We start from the raw sequence: 15,251 nt of genomic DNA, 5'->3' as shown, positions 1-15,251 counted from the left end.
GCGCGAACCGGCTTGGCCAAGCCGCCGGCGAGCGTCTAGAGGACCGGGATGATCGATCCCGCGCTCCGTACCGCCGCTCTCGTGTCCAAGGCCTGGCCCTATGAGGAGGCGCGCAAGCTCCTCAAGCGCTATCCCGACGGCAAGCCGGGCGGCGCGCCGGTGATCTTCGAGACCGGCTATGGCCCGTCGGGCCTGCCGCACATCGGCACGTTCAACGAGGTGCTGCGCACGACGATGGTGCGCCAGGCGTTCGCCGAGCTGTCGGACACGCCCACCCGGCTGATCGCGTTCAGCGACGACATGGACGGGCTGCGCAAGGTGCCGGACAATGTTCCCAACCGGGAGATGCTGGCCGAGCACCTGGGCAAGCCTCTCACGAAGGTGCCGGATCCGTTCGGCTGCCACGAGAGCTTCGCGCATCACAACAACGCGCTGCTGCGGGAATTCCTGGACCGCTTCGGCTTCGACTATGAGTTCGCGTCCTCGACCGAATATTACGCGACCGGCCGCTTCGATGAGGCGCTGCGCGGCGTGCTGCGGCACTATCAGGGCATCATGGACGTGATGCTGCCGACCCTGCGCAAGGAGCGGCAGGCGACCTATTCGCCGGTGCTGCCGGTGAGTCCCACGTCGGGCGTGGTGCTGCAGGTGCCGGTCGAGGTGGTGGATGCCGAGGCCGGGCTGATCGCCTTCGAAGACGAGGGTGAGCGGATCGTCCAGTCGGCGCTGGGCGGGTTGTCGAAGCTCCAGTGGAAGGTCGACTGGGCGATGCGCTGGGTCGCCCTGGGCGTCGATTACGAGATGGCGGGCAAGGACCTGATCGACTCGGTGGTGCAGTCGTCCAAGATCGCCCGCGTGCTCGGCGGCCGTCCCCCGGAAGGCTTCAACTACGAGATGTTCCTGGACGAGAAGGGGGAGAAGATCTCCAAGTCCAAGGGCAATGGCCTGAGCCTCGAGCAGTGGCTGACCTATGGCCCGGAAGAGAGCCTCGCCTTTTACGCCTATCGCGAGCCCAAGAAGGCCAAGCAGCTGCACCTGGGCGTGATCCCACGTGCCATCGATGAATATTGGCAGTTCCGCGGAAACTACCCTGGCCAGCCGATCGAGCAGAAGCTCGGCAATCCGGTCCATCACATCCACGGTGGTCCGCCGCCCGAAGAGACGCTGCCGGTCACCTTCGGGCTGCTGCTGAACCTGGTCGGCGTGATGGGTGAAGCGACCAAGGAACAGGTCTGGGGCTATCTCGGCAACTATGTGACCGATGCCTCGCCCGCGGCCTACCCGGCGCTCGACCGGCTGATCGACCACGCGCTAGCCTATACCCGCGACGTCGCCGAGAAGCCGGAACGCCGCGCGCCTGTGGGCGTCGAAGTCGCGGCGCTGGAAAGGCTCGACGCGGCGCTGGCAGCGATGCCGGCCGATGCCAGTGCCGAGACGATCCAGGACGCCGTCTATGAGATCGGCAAGACCGGCGGGTTCGAGTCGCTGCGGGACTGGTTCAAGGCGCTGTACGAGACGCTGCTCGGCACCAGCCAGGGGCCGCGCATGGGCAGCTTCATCGCGCTCTATGGCATCGAAAACAGCCGCAAGCTCATCGCGGAGGCGCTGGCGCGGGCCTGACCGAGCCCTTGATCCGCCCTGTGGCGTTACAGATACCTTGAAGACCGGCAGCCGACAGGAACGCTGATGCCCGACACCCCCCACGCCCCCCGCTCGGCGCTTCGCGAGTTCCTGAAGAGCGAGGCGGGCGGCGGCATGCTGCTGATCGGTGCGGCCGCGCTCGCGATGATCGTGGCGAACCTGCCGGGGCTGTCGGAGGCCTATTTCCACCTTCTGCACTGGACGACCGGTCCGGTGATCAGCCCGAAGTACGGGCCGATGACGGTCCATCTTTGGATCAACGATGCGCTGATGGCGATCTTCTTCCTGCTGGTCGGGCTGGAGATCAAGCGCGAGTTCGTCGACGGGCGCCTTGCCACCTGGCAGCATCGCCGGCTGCCGGTGGTGGCGGCAGCAGCGGGGATGGTGGTGCCCGCGCTCGTCTATCTGGCGGTCACCGGCGGGCGTACGGACCTGCAGGCGGGCTGGGCGGTGCCGGCTGCGACCGACATCGCCTTTGCCATCGGCGTGCTGGCGTTGCTCGGATCGCGGGCGCCGGCCGCGCTCAAGCTCTTCCTGACCACGGTCGCGATCGTCGACGACATGGGCGCGGTGGCGATCATTGCGCTGGCCTATACCGACGGCATCGCCAGCCTGCCGCTGTTCGGCGCGGCGGTCGTGCTCGCCGCGATGTACGTGCTCGGCCAGTCCAAGGTGCGCAGCCTAACCCCCTATCTGCTGCTGGGTGCAGTGCTCTGGTACTTCGTCTTCCTCTCGGGCGTGCACGCCACCATCGCCGGGGTCGCCACCGCCCTGATGATCCCGGTGCGCCCGACCCCGGCGGCGCCGGACGCCGCCGATTCGCCGCTCCACCGGCTGGAGCATGCGCTGCAGCCCTGGGTCGCCTATGCGATCGTGCCGCTGTTCGGCTTTGCCAATGCCGGCGTGTCGCTTTCCGGGATCTCAGTGGGGGTGCTGGTCGATCCGCTGCCCCTGGGCGTGGCGCTCGGCCTGCTGGTCGGCAAGCAGATCGGTATCTTCGGAAGCGTCTGGATCGCCGATCGCACCGGCTTTGCGCCGCGACCGGCCGGATCGAACTGGGTCCAGATCTGGGGCCTGTCGCTGCTCGCCGGCATCGGCTTTACCATGAGCCTGTTCATCGGCGGCCTTGCCTTCCCCGACGATGCGTTCCTGGTCGACGAGGTGAAGATCGGCGTGCTGACCGGATCGGTCCTGTCGGCGCTTGCCGGCTATGCCGTGCTGCGGTTCGCCCCGCGCACCAAGGCATCCCGAGCCAGCGCCGCGGCTGGAAAGTCACGCTAAGGTGAGGCCAACGCGCAGCCGTTGCGCGGGCTTTTTGGACTAGCGGAAAGCAAGGGGAGAGGGCGGGCGGCACGCATCGCCCGACTGAAGCAGTTCGCACGCGTGTAGGACAGCGCGATCAGGCGGTCGGGCGCTTCGCGAACCCCGGATGGGCGTTCGCGGGAGCTTCCGTCACCGCCACCCCCGCCACGCGCGCGGCAGGAGGCCCCTCATGGGCGCGCGCGACGATTGCCTCAACCTGTTCCGCCGGACCCGCAACCACGGCCTCGACACTGCCATCCGCCCGGTTGCGCACCCACCCGGTCACCCCGAGCGCCTCCGCCTGCTCGACCAGCCACGCCCGGTAGAAGACGCCCTGCACGCGACCGGTGATGGAGAGATGGCGGTGGATCATGGCGGGCCTTCGCAAAGCGTATCGTGCCGGAAGCCTAGCGCAGAAGCCGGTCGAGCTGAACTCCGGGCACAGCGGCCTAAAAAAAGGGGCGGGATTACTCCCGCCCCCAGTCGGTTACAGTTTTTCGGTGAGTTCGGGCAGGATCTGGAAGAGATCGCCGACCAGGCCGACGTCGGCGACCTGGAAGATGGGGGCGTCCTCGTCCTTGTTGATGGCGATGATGGTCTTGCTGTCCTTCATGCCGGCAAGGTGCTGGATCGCGCCCGAGATGCCGACCGCGACATAGACGTCCGGGGCGACGATCTTGCCGGTCTGGCCGACCTGATAGTCGTTGGGGGCGAACCCTGCGTCGACGGCGGCGCGGCTGGCACCGACCGCGGCACCGAGCTTGTCGGCGAGTGGCTCGATGAGGGCGTGGAACTGCTCTTCCGAGCCGAGCGCACGGCCGCCGGAGACGATCACCGCGGCGCTGGTGAGCTCGGGACGGGCGGACTCCTGCGTCTCGGCGCCGACGAAGCGCGACTTGCCCTGGTCGCCGGCGGCAGCGACGGTCTCGACCGGGGCGTTGCCGCCCTCGGCAGCGGCTTTCTCAAAGCCGGTCGCGCGCACGGTGATGACCTTCTTGGCATCCGACGACTGGACGGTCGCGACCGCATTGCCGGCATAGATCGGGCGGGTGAAGGTGTCGGCGCCCTCGACCGAGACGATGTCGCTGATCTGCATCACGTCGAGCAGCGCTGCGACGCGCGGGGCGACGTTCTTGCCGATCGAGGTGGCGTTGGCGAGGAAGGCGTCGTGGTCCGCCATCAGCGGCACCACCAGCGCGGCGACATTCTCGGCCAGCATGTTGGCATAGGCCGGGTCGTTTGCCAGCAGCACCTTCGTGACGCCTGCGACCTTCGACACCGCGTCGGCGGCCTGCACGGCAGCATCGCCGTTGCCCGCGACCAGCGCGACCACGTCGCCGAGCTTTGCAGCAGCGGTGAGGGTGGCCAGCGTCGCGTCCTTCACGCGGCCATCGAGCTGTTCGACCAGTACCAGCACGCTCATGCGATCACTCCCAGGCTCTTGATCTTGTCGACCAGCGCGTCGACGTCGTTGACCTTGATGCCGGCGGCGCGCTTGGCGGGTTCCTCGACCTTGAGGACGGTGATGCGGGGGGTGAGGTCGACGCCGTAATCGGCCGGCGTCTTCTGCGTCAGCGGCTTCGACTTCGCCTTCATGATGTTGGGGAGCGACGCATAGCGCGGCTCGTTCAGGCGCAGGTCGGTGGTGACGATCGCGGGCAGCGGCAGCGCCACCGTCTCGAGACCGCCGTCGACTTCGCGGGTGACGTGGGCGGTGTCGCCCTCGACCTCGACCTTGGAGGCGAACGTGCCCTGGCCCCAGCCGAGCAGCGCGGCCAGCATCTGGCCGGTCTGGTTGTTGTCGTCGTCGATCGCCTGCTTGCCCAGTATCACGAGCTGCGGCTGTTCTTCCTCGACCACCTTGGCGAGGAGTTTCGCGACGCCGAGCGGCTCGGGACGCACGTCCGAGGTGATGAGGATCGCGCGGTCGGCACCCATCGCGAGCGCCGTGCGCAGCGTGTCCTGCGCCTTGGGCTCGCCGATCGAGACCACCACGACCTCGGTCGCAACGCCCTTTTCCTTCAGGCGGATCGCTTCTTCGACCGCGATCTCGTCGAACGGGTTCATGCTCATCTTGACGTTCGCCAGATCGACACCCGACCCGTCCGCCTTCACCCGCGGCTTCACATTATAGTCAAGCACCCGCTTGACCGGCACCAACAGCTTCATCGCATGTCTCCGTGAACGCTTTGCCCGGAACCCTATAGCAAGGGGCCCGCCCCGGCCATGGTTCGAGGCAGCGCCTGATCCTGGCCGGGGCGGGCCCCGAGATAGCTAGGGCTCCCGCCCGAAAGCGGGAGCGGATGGGGTTCAGGCGGCCTTCTGGACCTCTGCCACGATCTTCTTGGCGGCGTCGCCAAGGTCGTTGGCCGGCACGATGGCGAGGCCGGAGTTCGCGAGGATCTCCTTGCCCTTTTCGACATTGGTGCCTTCGAGGCGGACGACCAGCGGAACCTGCAGGTTCACTTCCTTGGCCGCAGCGACGATGCCTTCCGCGATGATGTCGCAGCGCATGATGCCGCCGAAGATGTTGACCAGGATGCCCTTCACGGCCGGATCGCTCAGGATGATCTTGAACGCCGCGGTCACCTTCTCCTTGTTGGCGCCGCCGCCGACGTCGAGGAAGTTGGCCGGGAACATGCCGTTGAGCTTGATGATGTCCATCGTGGCCATCGCGAGGCCCGCGCCGTTCACCATGCAGCCGATGTCGCCGTCGAGCTTGATGTAGGCGAGGTCGTACTTCGACGCCTCGAGCTCCATCGCATCCTCTTCGGTGGTGTCGCGCAGTTCCATCAGGTCCTTGTGACGGAACATGGCGTTGCCATCGAAGCCGACCTTGGCGTCGAGCACCATCAGCTTGCCGTCCTCGGTGACGGCGAGCGGGTTGATCTCGATCTGCTCGGCATCGGTGCCGAGGAAGGCGTCATAGAGTTTGGACGCGACGTTCGCGGCCTGCTTGGCGAGGTCGCCCGACAGCTCGAGCGCGGCGGCAACGGCGCGGCCGTGGTGCGGCATGAAGCCGGTCGCCGGGTCGATGTCGATCGAGTGGATCTTCTCGGGCGTGTCATGCGCCACGGTCTCGATGTCCATGCCGCCTTCGGTCGAGGCAACCATCGACACGCGGCCGGTCGCGCGGTTGACGAGCAGCGCCAGGTAGAATTCCTTGGCGATGTCGACGCCGTCGGTCACGTACAGGCGGTTGACCTGCTTGCCGGCTTCACCCGTCTGGATGGTGACCAGCGTGTTGCCGAGCATGTCCTGTGCCGCCGCACGGACTTCGTCCTGGGTCTTGGCGAGACGGACACCACCCTTGGCGTCAGGGCCGAGCTCCTTGAACTTGCCCTTGCCGCGGCCGCCGGCGTGGATCTGCGCCTTGACGACGTAGAGCGGCCCGGGGAGCTTCTTGGAGGCTTCAACCGCTTCGTCGACGGTCAGCGCGGCATAGCCCGCGGGGACCGGCACGCCGAATTTCGCGAGGAGTTCCTTGGCCTGATATTCGTGAATGTTCATGGAAAAGTTCCTGCCTCGCTTGTTTCGAGAAACGGAAAATACATTCGGCCCTAAGCACAGCGAGGCGCGTAAATCCACCCCTGACTGTCATTGTCGCGAGTGCGAATTAGTCGCAATATTGTAGCGATTGCGCGATCCTGTTGAGCTAGGCGGTCGGGCAGGCAGGAGAAGGGGCCAGCGCGGCCGAGCGGCGCATCCCTGCGGCGGGCGGCGCAGCGGCCGCATCCGAGGCGAGCCCTCGCAACCCGCGCCCGGCGGCGCTATATCGCGGCGATGCATTGGGCACTGGGCATCGCGCTGTTCGTCGGCACCATCATCGGCATGGAGGCATTCGCCTATGCCGCGCACCGTTGGTTGATGCACGGGCCGGGCTGGTTCCTGCACGCCAGTCACCATCGCCCGCGCACCGGGCCGTTCGAGTGGAACGACCTGTACGCCGCGATCTTTGCGGTCCCCTCGTTCGTGCTGTTGCTGGGCGGGGTGCAGCTGGGATGGTGGCCGGGCTGGGCATGGGTGGGCGCCGGGATCGCGGCCTATGGCGCGATCTATTTCGGTTTCCACGACGTGATCGTGCACAAGCGGCTGCCGCACCGCTATCTCCCGCGTTCGGCCTATATGAAGCGGATCATGCAGGCGCACCGGCTGCACCATGCGGTGGGGACCAAGGAAGGGACGGTGAGCTTCGGCTTCCTGTGGGCGCCCAAGCCCGAGGTGCTGAAGGCCGAGCTGCAGCGGCGCGGAAACGCCGGCGCGCGCCAGCCGGGCGACCCGCGCGAGGCGCCGCTCGACAATGAGGGCAGCCGCGCATGAGCCTGGCCGACCGGCTCGGGCGGGTGGCAATGCTGGTGTTGAGCGGGCTGTCGACGCTGGCGCTGATCGGGGCGCTTGCCACCCTGTCGCACGGCCCGGTGACGCCGCCGGGCTCGATCGCCAGCCGCGCCGTGCCACCCGACGGCATCCCGCCGGTGGACCCGCGGCAGGAGAGTTTTGCCGGAGTAGAGCCGACGCCGATGGGCAAGGTGACGCCCGACGTGGCACAGGCCATCGCCCAGCGCGAGACGGCGGTGGCGGACAACCGCATCGCCGAGTCGCTGGAGACGCTGGCCTATGCGGTGCTGGCGCTGGCGGGCTTTGCCGCGGCGGGGCTGCTGGTGCTGCTGCGGATCACGACGCTGCTGGCGCGGATCGCGGATCGCGACGACTAGGCGCGCACCCGGCGTTCGCCGGGGTGCGCGGCCGGTGTCTCGTTAGTTGAACAGGCTGGAGACCGAGGCTTCCTCGGCGATGCGGCGGATCGCTTCGGCAAGGAGCGGTGCGATCGTCAGGTGGCGGATCTTGTCGGCGCCGGCGATGACGTCGTGGTTGCCGATCGAGTCGGTGATGACGAGCTCGGTCAGCGCCGAATTCTGGACGCGCGGCACCGCGCCGCCGGACAGGACGCCATGCGTGCAATAGGCGACCACGCCCTCGGCACCCGCGCCGCGCAGGGCGGCGGCGGCGTTGCACAGGGTGCCGGCCGAATCGACGATGTCGTCCACCAGCACGCAGAAGCGGCCGCGCACGTCGCCGATGATGTTCATGACCTCCGACTCGCCGGCCCGCTCGCGCCGCTTGTCGACGATGGCCAAGGGGGCGTTGCCCAGCCGCTTGGCGAGCGCGCGCGCGCGCACCACGCCGCCGACGTCGGGCGACACCACCATCAGATTATGGTCGCCATAGCGGGTCGCGACGTCCGCCGACATGACCGGGGCGGCGAACAGATTGTCGGTCGGGATGTCGAAGAAGCCCTGGATCTGGCCGGCGTGGAGATCGACCGAAAGGACGCGGTCGGCACCTGCCACCGTCACCAGATTGGCGACGAGCTTGGCCGAGATGGGGGTGCGGGGGCCGGGCTTCCGGTCCTGGCGGGCATAGCCGAAATAGGGGAGCACGGCGGTGATCCGGCGAGCCGACGCGCGCTTCAGCGCGTCGATCATGATCAGCAGCTCCATGAGGTTGTCGTTGGCGGGGTAGGACGTCGACTGGAGGACAAACACGTCCTCTCCGCGCACATTCTCCAGCACCTCGACGAAGATCTCCTCGTCGGCGAATCGGCGGACGCTGGCGCGCGTCAGGGGGATCTCCAGATAGCCTGCGATCGCCTGAGCGAGAGGAAGGTTGGAGTTGCCCGCGATCAGTTTCATGTCCGACTTTCGTTGCCCACCGATGCGGCCGTCCTTAGGCACGGTGACAGTTTAGTGAAAGAGGGATGCGAGGGCGAGGGCGCCCAATTGAATACCGCCCTTGCCTCAAAATCGACATGGGCCGTCGGCACGGCGGTGGACCCAGCATCATCGGGAGTGGCGTTACGCATGAGATTCCAGCGGATCGGAGCGTTTCTGGCGGCGGCAGCGATGATGCTGCCGGCGGTGGCACAGGGCGAGAGCCAGCAGTTCGACCTGCCCGGCCCGGCGCTGCGGATGTCGGTGACGCGCGGCAGCGTCACCCTGCCGATCGCCAAGGTGCCGAGCATTGCGGAGGGCGATCGCATCCGCATCGCGGCCGAGCTGCCCGAGAGCCAGGGCGTGCGCTACCTGCTGGTCGCCGCCTTCCTGCGCGGTGCCACCAACCCGCCGCCCAAGCGCTGGTTCTTCAAGGCCGAAAGCTGGGACCGCAAGAAGGGCAGCCTGGACCTGGAAGTGCCCAAGGGCGCGGAGCAGCTGGTGTTGTTCGTGGTGCCCGAAACGGGCGGCGGCTTCGACGCGGTGGTCGACACGGTGCGGCGCCAGCCCGGCGCCTTTGTGCGCGCCTCGATCGAGCTGAACCAGGCGTCGCGCGACCGGGCCCGGCTGGAGCTGTTCCTGGACGGCATCCAGGATGCCGAGCGCAACCGTCCGGCCGAGATTCCCGCGCGCACCGAGCAGCTGACCCGCAGCCTTTCGATCAAGGTGCGCGACGAGTGCCTGCAGCAGCCGATCGAGCAGCGCGCCGCCTGCATGGGGCAGAGCGAGAATACGCTGCTGCTGACCGACGGCACCCGCACCTCGCTCGCCGAGACGCTGGTCGGGGCGCCGACCGACCTGGCGCTGCAGATCGCCGCCACGCCCGAGGGCGGGTACGGCTATTACAGCCCCTATATCGGCGTGGTGCGCGACGTCGCGCGGCTGTTCGGCGCGTTCCAGACAACGCGCTTCACCTATATCCCGGCGGTTTCTCAGCTGAAGGACGAGCGCGCCGCGCTGCTGCTCAACACGGCGCCTTCCTTTGCCAGCCCCAAGTCGGTGATGGTCGTCGGCCTGCCGCCGGTCCGGCCGGTCGACCCGCCGCTGCTGCGCGCCGCGGGGGACCAGACCCTGTGCGCGCCGGCCGGCGACCTGGTGCTGCCGGTGACGGGCGCGCCGCTCGCCTATGCCACCGACTATGCCCATGCGATGGCGCTGCGGCTGAAGGGCGCGAATGGCGCCACCGTCGACCTGCCCGCGCGCGCCGATGCGCTGCGCGGCGGCTATGTCGTCGCGGCCCATCTGCTGGCGCAGCAAAAGGGCCCGGTCGAGGCCCAGCTGCACGGCAACTGGGGCTTTGCGCCGCTGGAGGGGCCGAGCTTCCGCCTGCAGCCGCCCAAGGGCGGATGGCGCATCGCGGGTGAGGGCGCAGGCGTGGTCGTCGGCCGCGACAATGCGCTGACGCTGGAGGGCGGCGCCGCCGCCTGCGTCTCCCGCGTGTCGCTGCGCGACGCATCGGGCGGCGTGCAGGACGTGGCGTGGAAGGCCGCGGGCGACGGCAGCATCGCCGCCACCCTGCCGCTCGCCAAGGCGAAGCCCGGCAAGATGACGCTGCTGGTCGAGCAGCAGGGGGTGGCCCAGCCGGAAAGCATCGCGATCGCGGCGCTGGCCGAGGCGAGCCGCATCGACCGCCTGCGCTTCCATGCCGGCGATGCCGAGGCGACGCTCTATGGCGCGCGGCTGGAGAAGGTGACGCGCCTGTCCATCGGCGACGCGGTGTTCGAGCCCGCGGACCTTGGCCGCGAGGGCAAGGCCGACCGGCTGGTGCTGCGCGCGGCCGCACCGGTGGCGACGCCGGCGGCCGGCCAGCCGTTCCAGGCCAGAGCGGTGCTGGCGGACGGACGCAGCCTGTCGATCGACGGCACGGTCGAGGCGCAGCGGCCGATGGCGACGGTGGTGAGTCGCACCGTCACCCGCGGCGCCGCGACGGACGCCATGCCGATCCGCATCGAGGGCGATACCGTGATCCCCAATGATGCGCGGATCACCTTTGCGCTGAAGGCCGAGGGTTCGTCCCGCTTCACCGGCACCGAGCGGGTGGAGATCGCCACCGAAGACGGACGCGCGACCACGATGCTGCCCGTGAAGCTGCAGGACGCGACAATCGCGATCGCGAGCCTTGCCCCTGCCGAGGGGCTCGGCGGGTCCGCCTATGGGCCGCTGCGCTATCGGGTGGTGCAGGGCGAATCGATCGGCCCCTGGGCGCCGCTCGGCACGCTGGTGCGGTTGCCGCGGATTGCGGGCGTCACCTGCGCGGACGGGCAGGAGCGGTGTTCGCTCAACGGCAGCGACCTGTTCCTGCTGGAGGCGGTGGCCGCGGACGCGGGCTTTGCCCAGCCGGTCAACGTGCCGCAGGGCTTCACCGGCACGAGCCTGGCGGTGCCCAAGGCCATGCCGCTGCACCTGCGGTTGCGGGACGACCGCGCTGCCGTGGCGAGCGTCGCCAAGTAACGACGGGCGGGGCGGGGGCATGGCCGACCCGCCCCGCTAGTGCCGTGCGCCGGGGGAGCCGCAGCTTCTCCGGCCGCACCCGGTCCGCGTCCCCGGCGGGCCGGACTTCATGGCGCGAGCCACCAGCGGATTGCCGAGGCGACCACGCCCAGCACCGCGACGCTTGCCGCCCAGATCAGCGCCATCCAGCCGAGCCGCTGCCAGAGGGGCGCCTGTTGCATCACCCGTGATAGCCCTCTGTCCCCACCTTGCCGCGGAACACCCAATAGGCCCAGGCGGTGTAGGCGAGGATGATGGGAACCAGGATGCCGGCGCCGATGAGCATGAACACCTGGCTGCGTTCGGGCGCGGCCGCCTCCCAGATGGTGATCGCCTCTGGCACGACATAGGGGAACATGCTGATGCCCAGGCCGATGAAGCTCATCAGGAACAGCCCCAGCGCCAGGAAGAAGGGCATCGCCTCACGCCGGCGCTTGAGCGCGCGGTAGAAGGCAAAGGCGAGGATCGCGCTCAACAGCGGCACCTGGGAGGTGATGAAGATCGCCGGCCGGTCCAGCCACTTGTGCCGGTATTCCGCATCAAGGCCGAGCGTTGCGAGACTCACGAGGACGATCGCGACCAGCGTCGCCACGAAGAACCGGGGTGCTAGGCGATAGGCATGTTCCTGGGTCGCGCCTTCGGTCTTCCAGATCAGCCATGTCGCGCCCAGCAGCGCATAGCCGCACACGACGCTGATGCCGGTCAGCAGCGTGAACGGGCTGAGCCAGTCCAGCCAGCCGCCGGCATAGGCGCGGTCGGCGACGCTGACCCCCTGAAGCAGCGCGCCCAGCGTCACACCTTGCGCAAAGGCGGCGACGAACGACCCGCCGGTGAAGGCAATGTCCCAACCCCGGCGATGGGCGGGATCGCGCCAGCGTGCCTCGAACGCGACGCCGCGAAAGACGAGGCCCAGGAGCATGGCGATGATGGGCGGGTAGAGCGCCGTCATCACCACGCCATAGGCGAGCGGGAAGGCGGCCAGCAGCCCGCCCCCGCCCAGCACCAGCCAGGTCTCGTTCCCGTCCCACACGGGCGCGATCGCGTTCATCGCCTGATCCCGTTCCCGCCCGACGCCGAAGGCGGGGAATAGGATGCCGATGCCGAGGTCGAAACCGTCCATCACGACATAGGCGAACACGGCAAAGGCGATGATGAACGCCCAGACAATCGTGAGATCGACGTTGACGCCCATCGCTCAGGCTCCTGACAGCTGGGTGGGCCCCGGGGTGATGCCCGCGGTACGGACCGGGCCGGAGTTCTGGGTGGGCTGCGGCTCGTGGATCTGCACGCCCTTGTTCATCAGGCGCAGGATGTACCAGGTGCCAAAGCCGAAGACGGCGAAATAGACGATCACGAACGCGATCAGCGATGCCGCGACCGCGGGTGCGGCGAGCGGCGATACGCTGTCGGCGGTCGTGAGCAGGCGATAGATCGTATAGGGCTGGCGCCCGACCTCGGTCGTGAACCAGCCGGCGATCACCGCGACGAAGCCGGACGGCCCCATCACCACCGCCGCCTTGTGCAGCGCCGGCCAGTCGTACAGCCGGTGGCGGAACCGCGCGTACAGGCTCCACAGGCCAATCCCGAGCATCAAGAGGCCGATCGTGACCATGATCCGGAAGGCCCAGAACACCGTGCCGACCGGCGGCTGTTCATCCTCTGGAATCGTGTTCAGTCCGGCGAGCGGCGCGTCGAGGCTGTGCTTGAGGATCAGCGAAGACGCCTTGGGCACCTCGATCGCATAATCGACGCGCTTCTCGGCGCTGTTGGGGATGCCGAACAGGATGAGCGGCGCGCCGTCTGGATAGCTTTGGTAATGGCCTTCCATCGCCATCACCTTTGCCGGCTGGTGCTCAAGGGTGTTGAGGCCGTGGAGGTCGCCCGCAAAGATCTGGATCGGCGCGACGATCACGGCCATCCACATCGCCATCGACAGCATTGTGCGCGCGGCCTCTCCCGAGCGGGGGGCACTCGCCACGAATTCGGCCGGGTCGCCCCCGGAGTGGCGGGCGGTGTCGCGGCCCCTGCGCTGCTTGAGCAGCTGCCAGGCGCCGACGGCGCCGACCACGAACGCGGTGGTGAGATAGGCCGCCAGCACCGTGTGGACCAGGCGATAGGGGAAGCTGGGGTTGAAGATGATCGGCAGCCAGTCGGGCCCGGGAACGTATTGGCCGACCTCGTTCACTTCATATCCGACGGGGGTCTGCATCCAGCTGTTCACGGCGATGATCCAGATCGCCGAGATCAGCGTGCCGAGCGCGACCATCAGCGTGGCGATGAAATGGAGGGTGCGGCCAACCTTTTGCATGCCGAACAGCATCACGCCGAGGAACCCGGCCTCGAGGAAGAAGGCGGTCAGCACCTCATAGGCCATCATCGGGCCGATGACGGGCCCCGCCTTGTCCGAGAAGACGGCCCAGTTGGTGCCGAACTGATAGGACATGACGATGCCGGAGACGACGCCCATCGCAAAGGCGATCGCAAAGATCTTCAGCCAGAAGCGGAACAGGTCGAGATAGACTTCGCGGCCGGTGCGCAGCCACAGTCCCTCCAGCACCGCAAGAAAGCTTGCCAGCCCGATCGAGAAGGCGGGGAAGATGAAGTGGAAGCTCACGGTGAAGGCGAACTGGGCCCGCGCGAGCATCAGGGCGTCAAGCGAGCCGGACATCGACTGTTCCTCCCGAGCCCGCGCGAAGCCTTGATGGAAAAGCGGGCGTACAGCCCGGTACCACCCTGCGGCCACCGCCACCCTTCGGGAGAGTACGTATCCGGGCCGCGAGGGACGCCCCTGGCGGGCGATGCGGAACCGGTACGCGCCCCCGGGTCTTCAAAGGGGAGCCGCGAAGCGGCTATGGCAGCGACCTGCCGGAACGGCGGCATCGCTGCCGGCAACCCGCGTTGGAGAAGGATGCGCATGGCAACGCCGAGAGGACCGATCGAACCCGCACCCAAGGCCGGGAGCTCCCTGCGTCCGGCGCTTGCCGCGTGCAGCCTGTTGCTGGGGGCGTTCGCTGGATCGCAGGCGATGGCGGGCGACTATGCGACGCGCGACATCGGCGGCTGGACGGTGGCGGCGAGCAAGGACGGCAAGGGCTGTTTTGTGACGCGCGAGTATGACCGGACCGGGCAGACGACGCTGCTACTCGGGCTGGAGACCGATGGCACCAACCATCTGACCGTCCTCAACAGCAACTGGTCGATCAAGCCGAAGGAGCGGCTGGAGCTGACCTTCCGCCTTTCGAACGCCAGCTTCCCCAAGCATTTCGCCGTCGGGATCGCATCCGGGGGCAAGCAGGGGTTCGTGACGAACTTCGGATCGAAGTTCCCGGCGAATTTCGCGGCATCCACGACGCTGAACATTTTTCGCGGAGACGTTCCCGTAGAGCGGCTGAGCCTGGCGGGCAGCGGCAACGCCGTTGCCGAGCTGCGCCGCTGCGTAGAGGCCCAGCGTAGAAAGCCGGCGGCGGCGGCACCCAAGGAAAAGCGTGACGGCATCCCCGTCGATCCGTTTGCAGGCAACTCAGGCCGCAAGTCCAAGAGATGAGGGATTAGGGATTCTACGTACGTAAGATGAACAGCCGTTCATGTAGATGAACACATGTTCAGGAAAGTGTTGAATGGACGCAACAGTCTCGGTTGATCTGATAAGAAGCACATCCGATCACAGGCGGGATTGTTGAACTTTCATCGCTCAGCTTGGTTGTTCCGGCGTATCAACGATCGAAAGAACCACGATGTCACTTTCTGCCTCGAAACTCGCTCCCGCAATGCTCGTTCTGGTGGGCGCTGTTGGGCTCAGTGGCTGCGCGACCAAGTCGTACGTGCGCGATCAGATCGCGCCCGTAAGCCAGCGCGTCGACACGCTGGAAGCGCGCCTGCAGGAGACCGACGGCACCGCCAAGGCGGCACTGGCCGAAGCGCAGGCAAACGGCCAGCGGATCGACCAGATCAACGGTCGCGTGGATGGTGTCGAGCAGCGGCTCCAGGCGCAGGAGATGCAGCCGAAGCGCCCGCGTCACTGATCTTCCTTCCTCTAACCCTATCCGG

Annotated in this window: 15 protein-coding genes; 7 read left to right on the top strand and 8 right to left on the bottom strand. The window is 67.7% G+C overall.

Annotation, left to right across the window (positions count from 1 at the left end):
* The first annotated feature begins 48 nt into the window (after positions 1-48).
* Positions 49-1,620, top strand: coding sequence for a lysine--tRNA ligase (locus QP045_RS13960; RefSeq protein ID WP_422515604.1), 1,572 nt, complete (start codon positions 49-51; stop codon positions 1,618-1,620).
* Positions 1,621-1,686: 66 nt separating this feature from the next.
* A complete protein-coding gene (nhaA, locus tag QP045_RS13955; protein WP_422515603.1) occupies positions 1,687-2,922 on the top strand; it encodes a Na+/H+ antiporter NhaA in 1,236 nt (411 codons plus the stop codon).
* A gap of 118 nt (positions 2,923-3,040) precedes the next feature.
* On the opposite strand, the gene QP045_RS13950 is transcribed toward nhaA, so the two are convergent.
* From QP045_RS13950 to sucC, 4 genes are all read right to left on the bottom strand, one after another.
* Positions 3,041-3,316 carry an acylphosphatase gene (locus QP045_RS13950; RefSeq protein ID WP_422515602.1) on the bottom strand — a complete coding sequence of 92 codons (276 nt, stop codon included), beginning with the start codon at positions 3,314-3,316 and terminating at the stop codon, positions 3,041-3,043.
* Positions 3,317-3,430: 114 nt separating this feature from the next.
* Positions 3,431-4,366 (bottom strand): electron transfer flavoprotein subunit alpha/FixB family protein, encoded by a 936-nt coding sequence (locus QP045_RS13945; protein ID WP_422515601.1) that lies wholly within the window; start codon positions 4,364-4,366, stop codon positions 3,431-3,433.
* Entirely contained in the window at positions 4,363-5,112 is a 750-nt protein-coding gene (locus QP045_RS13940; protein WP_422515600.1) for an electron transfer flavoprotein subunit beta/FixA family protein, read from the bottom strand. The genes QP045_RS13945 and QP045_RS13940 overlap by 4 nt, the downstream gene beginning before the upstream one ends.
* Positions 5,113-5,253: 141 nt before the next feature.
* Positions 5,254-6,453, bottom strand: coding sequence for an ADP-forming succinate--CoA ligase subunit beta (gene sucC, locus QP045_RS13935; RefSeq protein WP_422515599.1), 1,200 nt, complete (start codon positions 6,451-6,453; stop codon positions 5,254-5,256).
* Positions 6,454-6,726: 273 nt separating this feature from the next.
* Between sucC and QP045_RS13930 the strand changes: the two genes are divergently transcribed.
* Both QP045_RS13930 and QP045_RS13925 read left to right on the top strand, forming a co-directional pair.
* Positions 6,727-7,263 carry a sterol desaturase family protein gene (locus QP045_RS13930; RefSeq protein WP_422515598.1) on the top strand — a complete coding sequence of 179 codons (537 nt, stop codon included), beginning with the start codon at positions 6,727-6,729 and terminating at the stop codon, positions 7,261-7,263.
* On the top strand, positions 7,260-7,658 hold the full coding sequence (locus QP045_RS13925; protein ID WP_422515597.1) for a hypothetical protein: 399 nt from the start codon (positions 7,260-7,262) through the stop codon (positions 7,656-7,658). The genes QP045_RS13930 and QP045_RS13925 overlap by 4 nt, the downstream gene beginning before the upstream one ends.
* A gap of 42 nt (positions 7,659-7,700) precedes the next feature.
* Here the strand turns inward: QP045_RS13925 and QP045_RS13920 are convergent, their stop codons facing one another.
* Entirely contained in the window at positions 7,701-8,636 is a 936-nt protein-coding gene (locus QP045_RS13920) for a ribose-phosphate pyrophosphokinase (RefSeq protein WP_422515596.1), read from the bottom strand.
* A gap of 168 nt (positions 8,637-8,804) precedes the next feature.
* On the opposite strand from QP045_RS13920, the gene QP045_RS13915 reads away from it, so the two are divergent.
* On the top strand, positions 8,805-11,165 hold the full coding sequence (locus tag QP045_RS13915; RefSeq protein ID WP_422515595.1) for a hypothetical protein: 2,361 nt from the start codon (positions 8,805-8,807) through the stop codon (positions 11,163-11,165).
* 107 nt (positions 11,166-11,272) lie between these two features.
* On the opposite strand, the gene QP045_RS13910 is transcribed toward QP045_RS13915, so the two are convergent.
* From QP045_RS13910 to QP045_RS13900, 3 genes are read right to left on the bottom strand one after another with little or no spacing between them, the layout of a single operon-like run.
* Positions 11,273-11,386: a DUF2474 domain-containing protein gene (locus QP045_RS13910; RefSeq protein ID WP_422515594.1), complete on the bottom strand. Its 114-nt coding sequence runs from the start codon at positions 11,384-11,386 to the stop codon at positions 11,273-11,275.
* Entirely contained in the window at positions 11,386-12,396 is a 1,011-nt protein-coding gene (cydB, locus tag QP045_RS13905; protein ID WP_422515593.1) for a cytochrome d ubiquinol oxidase subunit II, read from the bottom strand. The genes QP045_RS13910 and cydB overlap by 1 nt, the downstream gene beginning before the upstream one ends.
* 3 nt (positions 12,397-12,399) lie before the next feature.
* A complete protein-coding gene (locus QP045_RS13900) occupies positions 12,400-13,872 on the bottom strand; it encodes a cytochrome ubiquinol oxidase subunit I (RefSeq protein WP_422515592.1) in 1,473 nt (490 codons plus the stop codon).
* Positions 13,873-14,118: 246 nt separating this feature from the next.
* Here QP045_RS13900 and QP045_RS13895 point away from each other — a divergent pair, with 246 nt between their 5' ends.
* The gene (locus QP045_RS13895) at positions 14,119-14,748 is read left to right on the top strand and encodes a hypothetical protein (RefSeq protein ID WP_422515591.1); all 630 of its coding nucleotides are present in this window, start codon (positions 14,119-14,121) and stop codon (positions 14,746-14,748) included.
* Between the two features lie 190 nt (positions 14,749-14,938).
* A complete protein-coding gene (locus QP045_RS13890; protein WP_422515590.1) occupies positions 14,939-15,226 on the top strand; it encodes a hypothetical protein in 288 nt (95 codons plus the stop codon).
* Positions 15,227-15,251 lie beyond the last annotated feature (25 nt).

Source organism: Sphingomonas sp. 3-13AW (assembly GCF_049311085.1).
GTDB lineage: Bacteria > Pseudomonadota > Alphaproteobacteria > Sphingomonadales > Sphingomonadaceae > Sphingomonas.
This window is presented reverse-complemented; position numbering and strand designations above follow the sequence as displayed.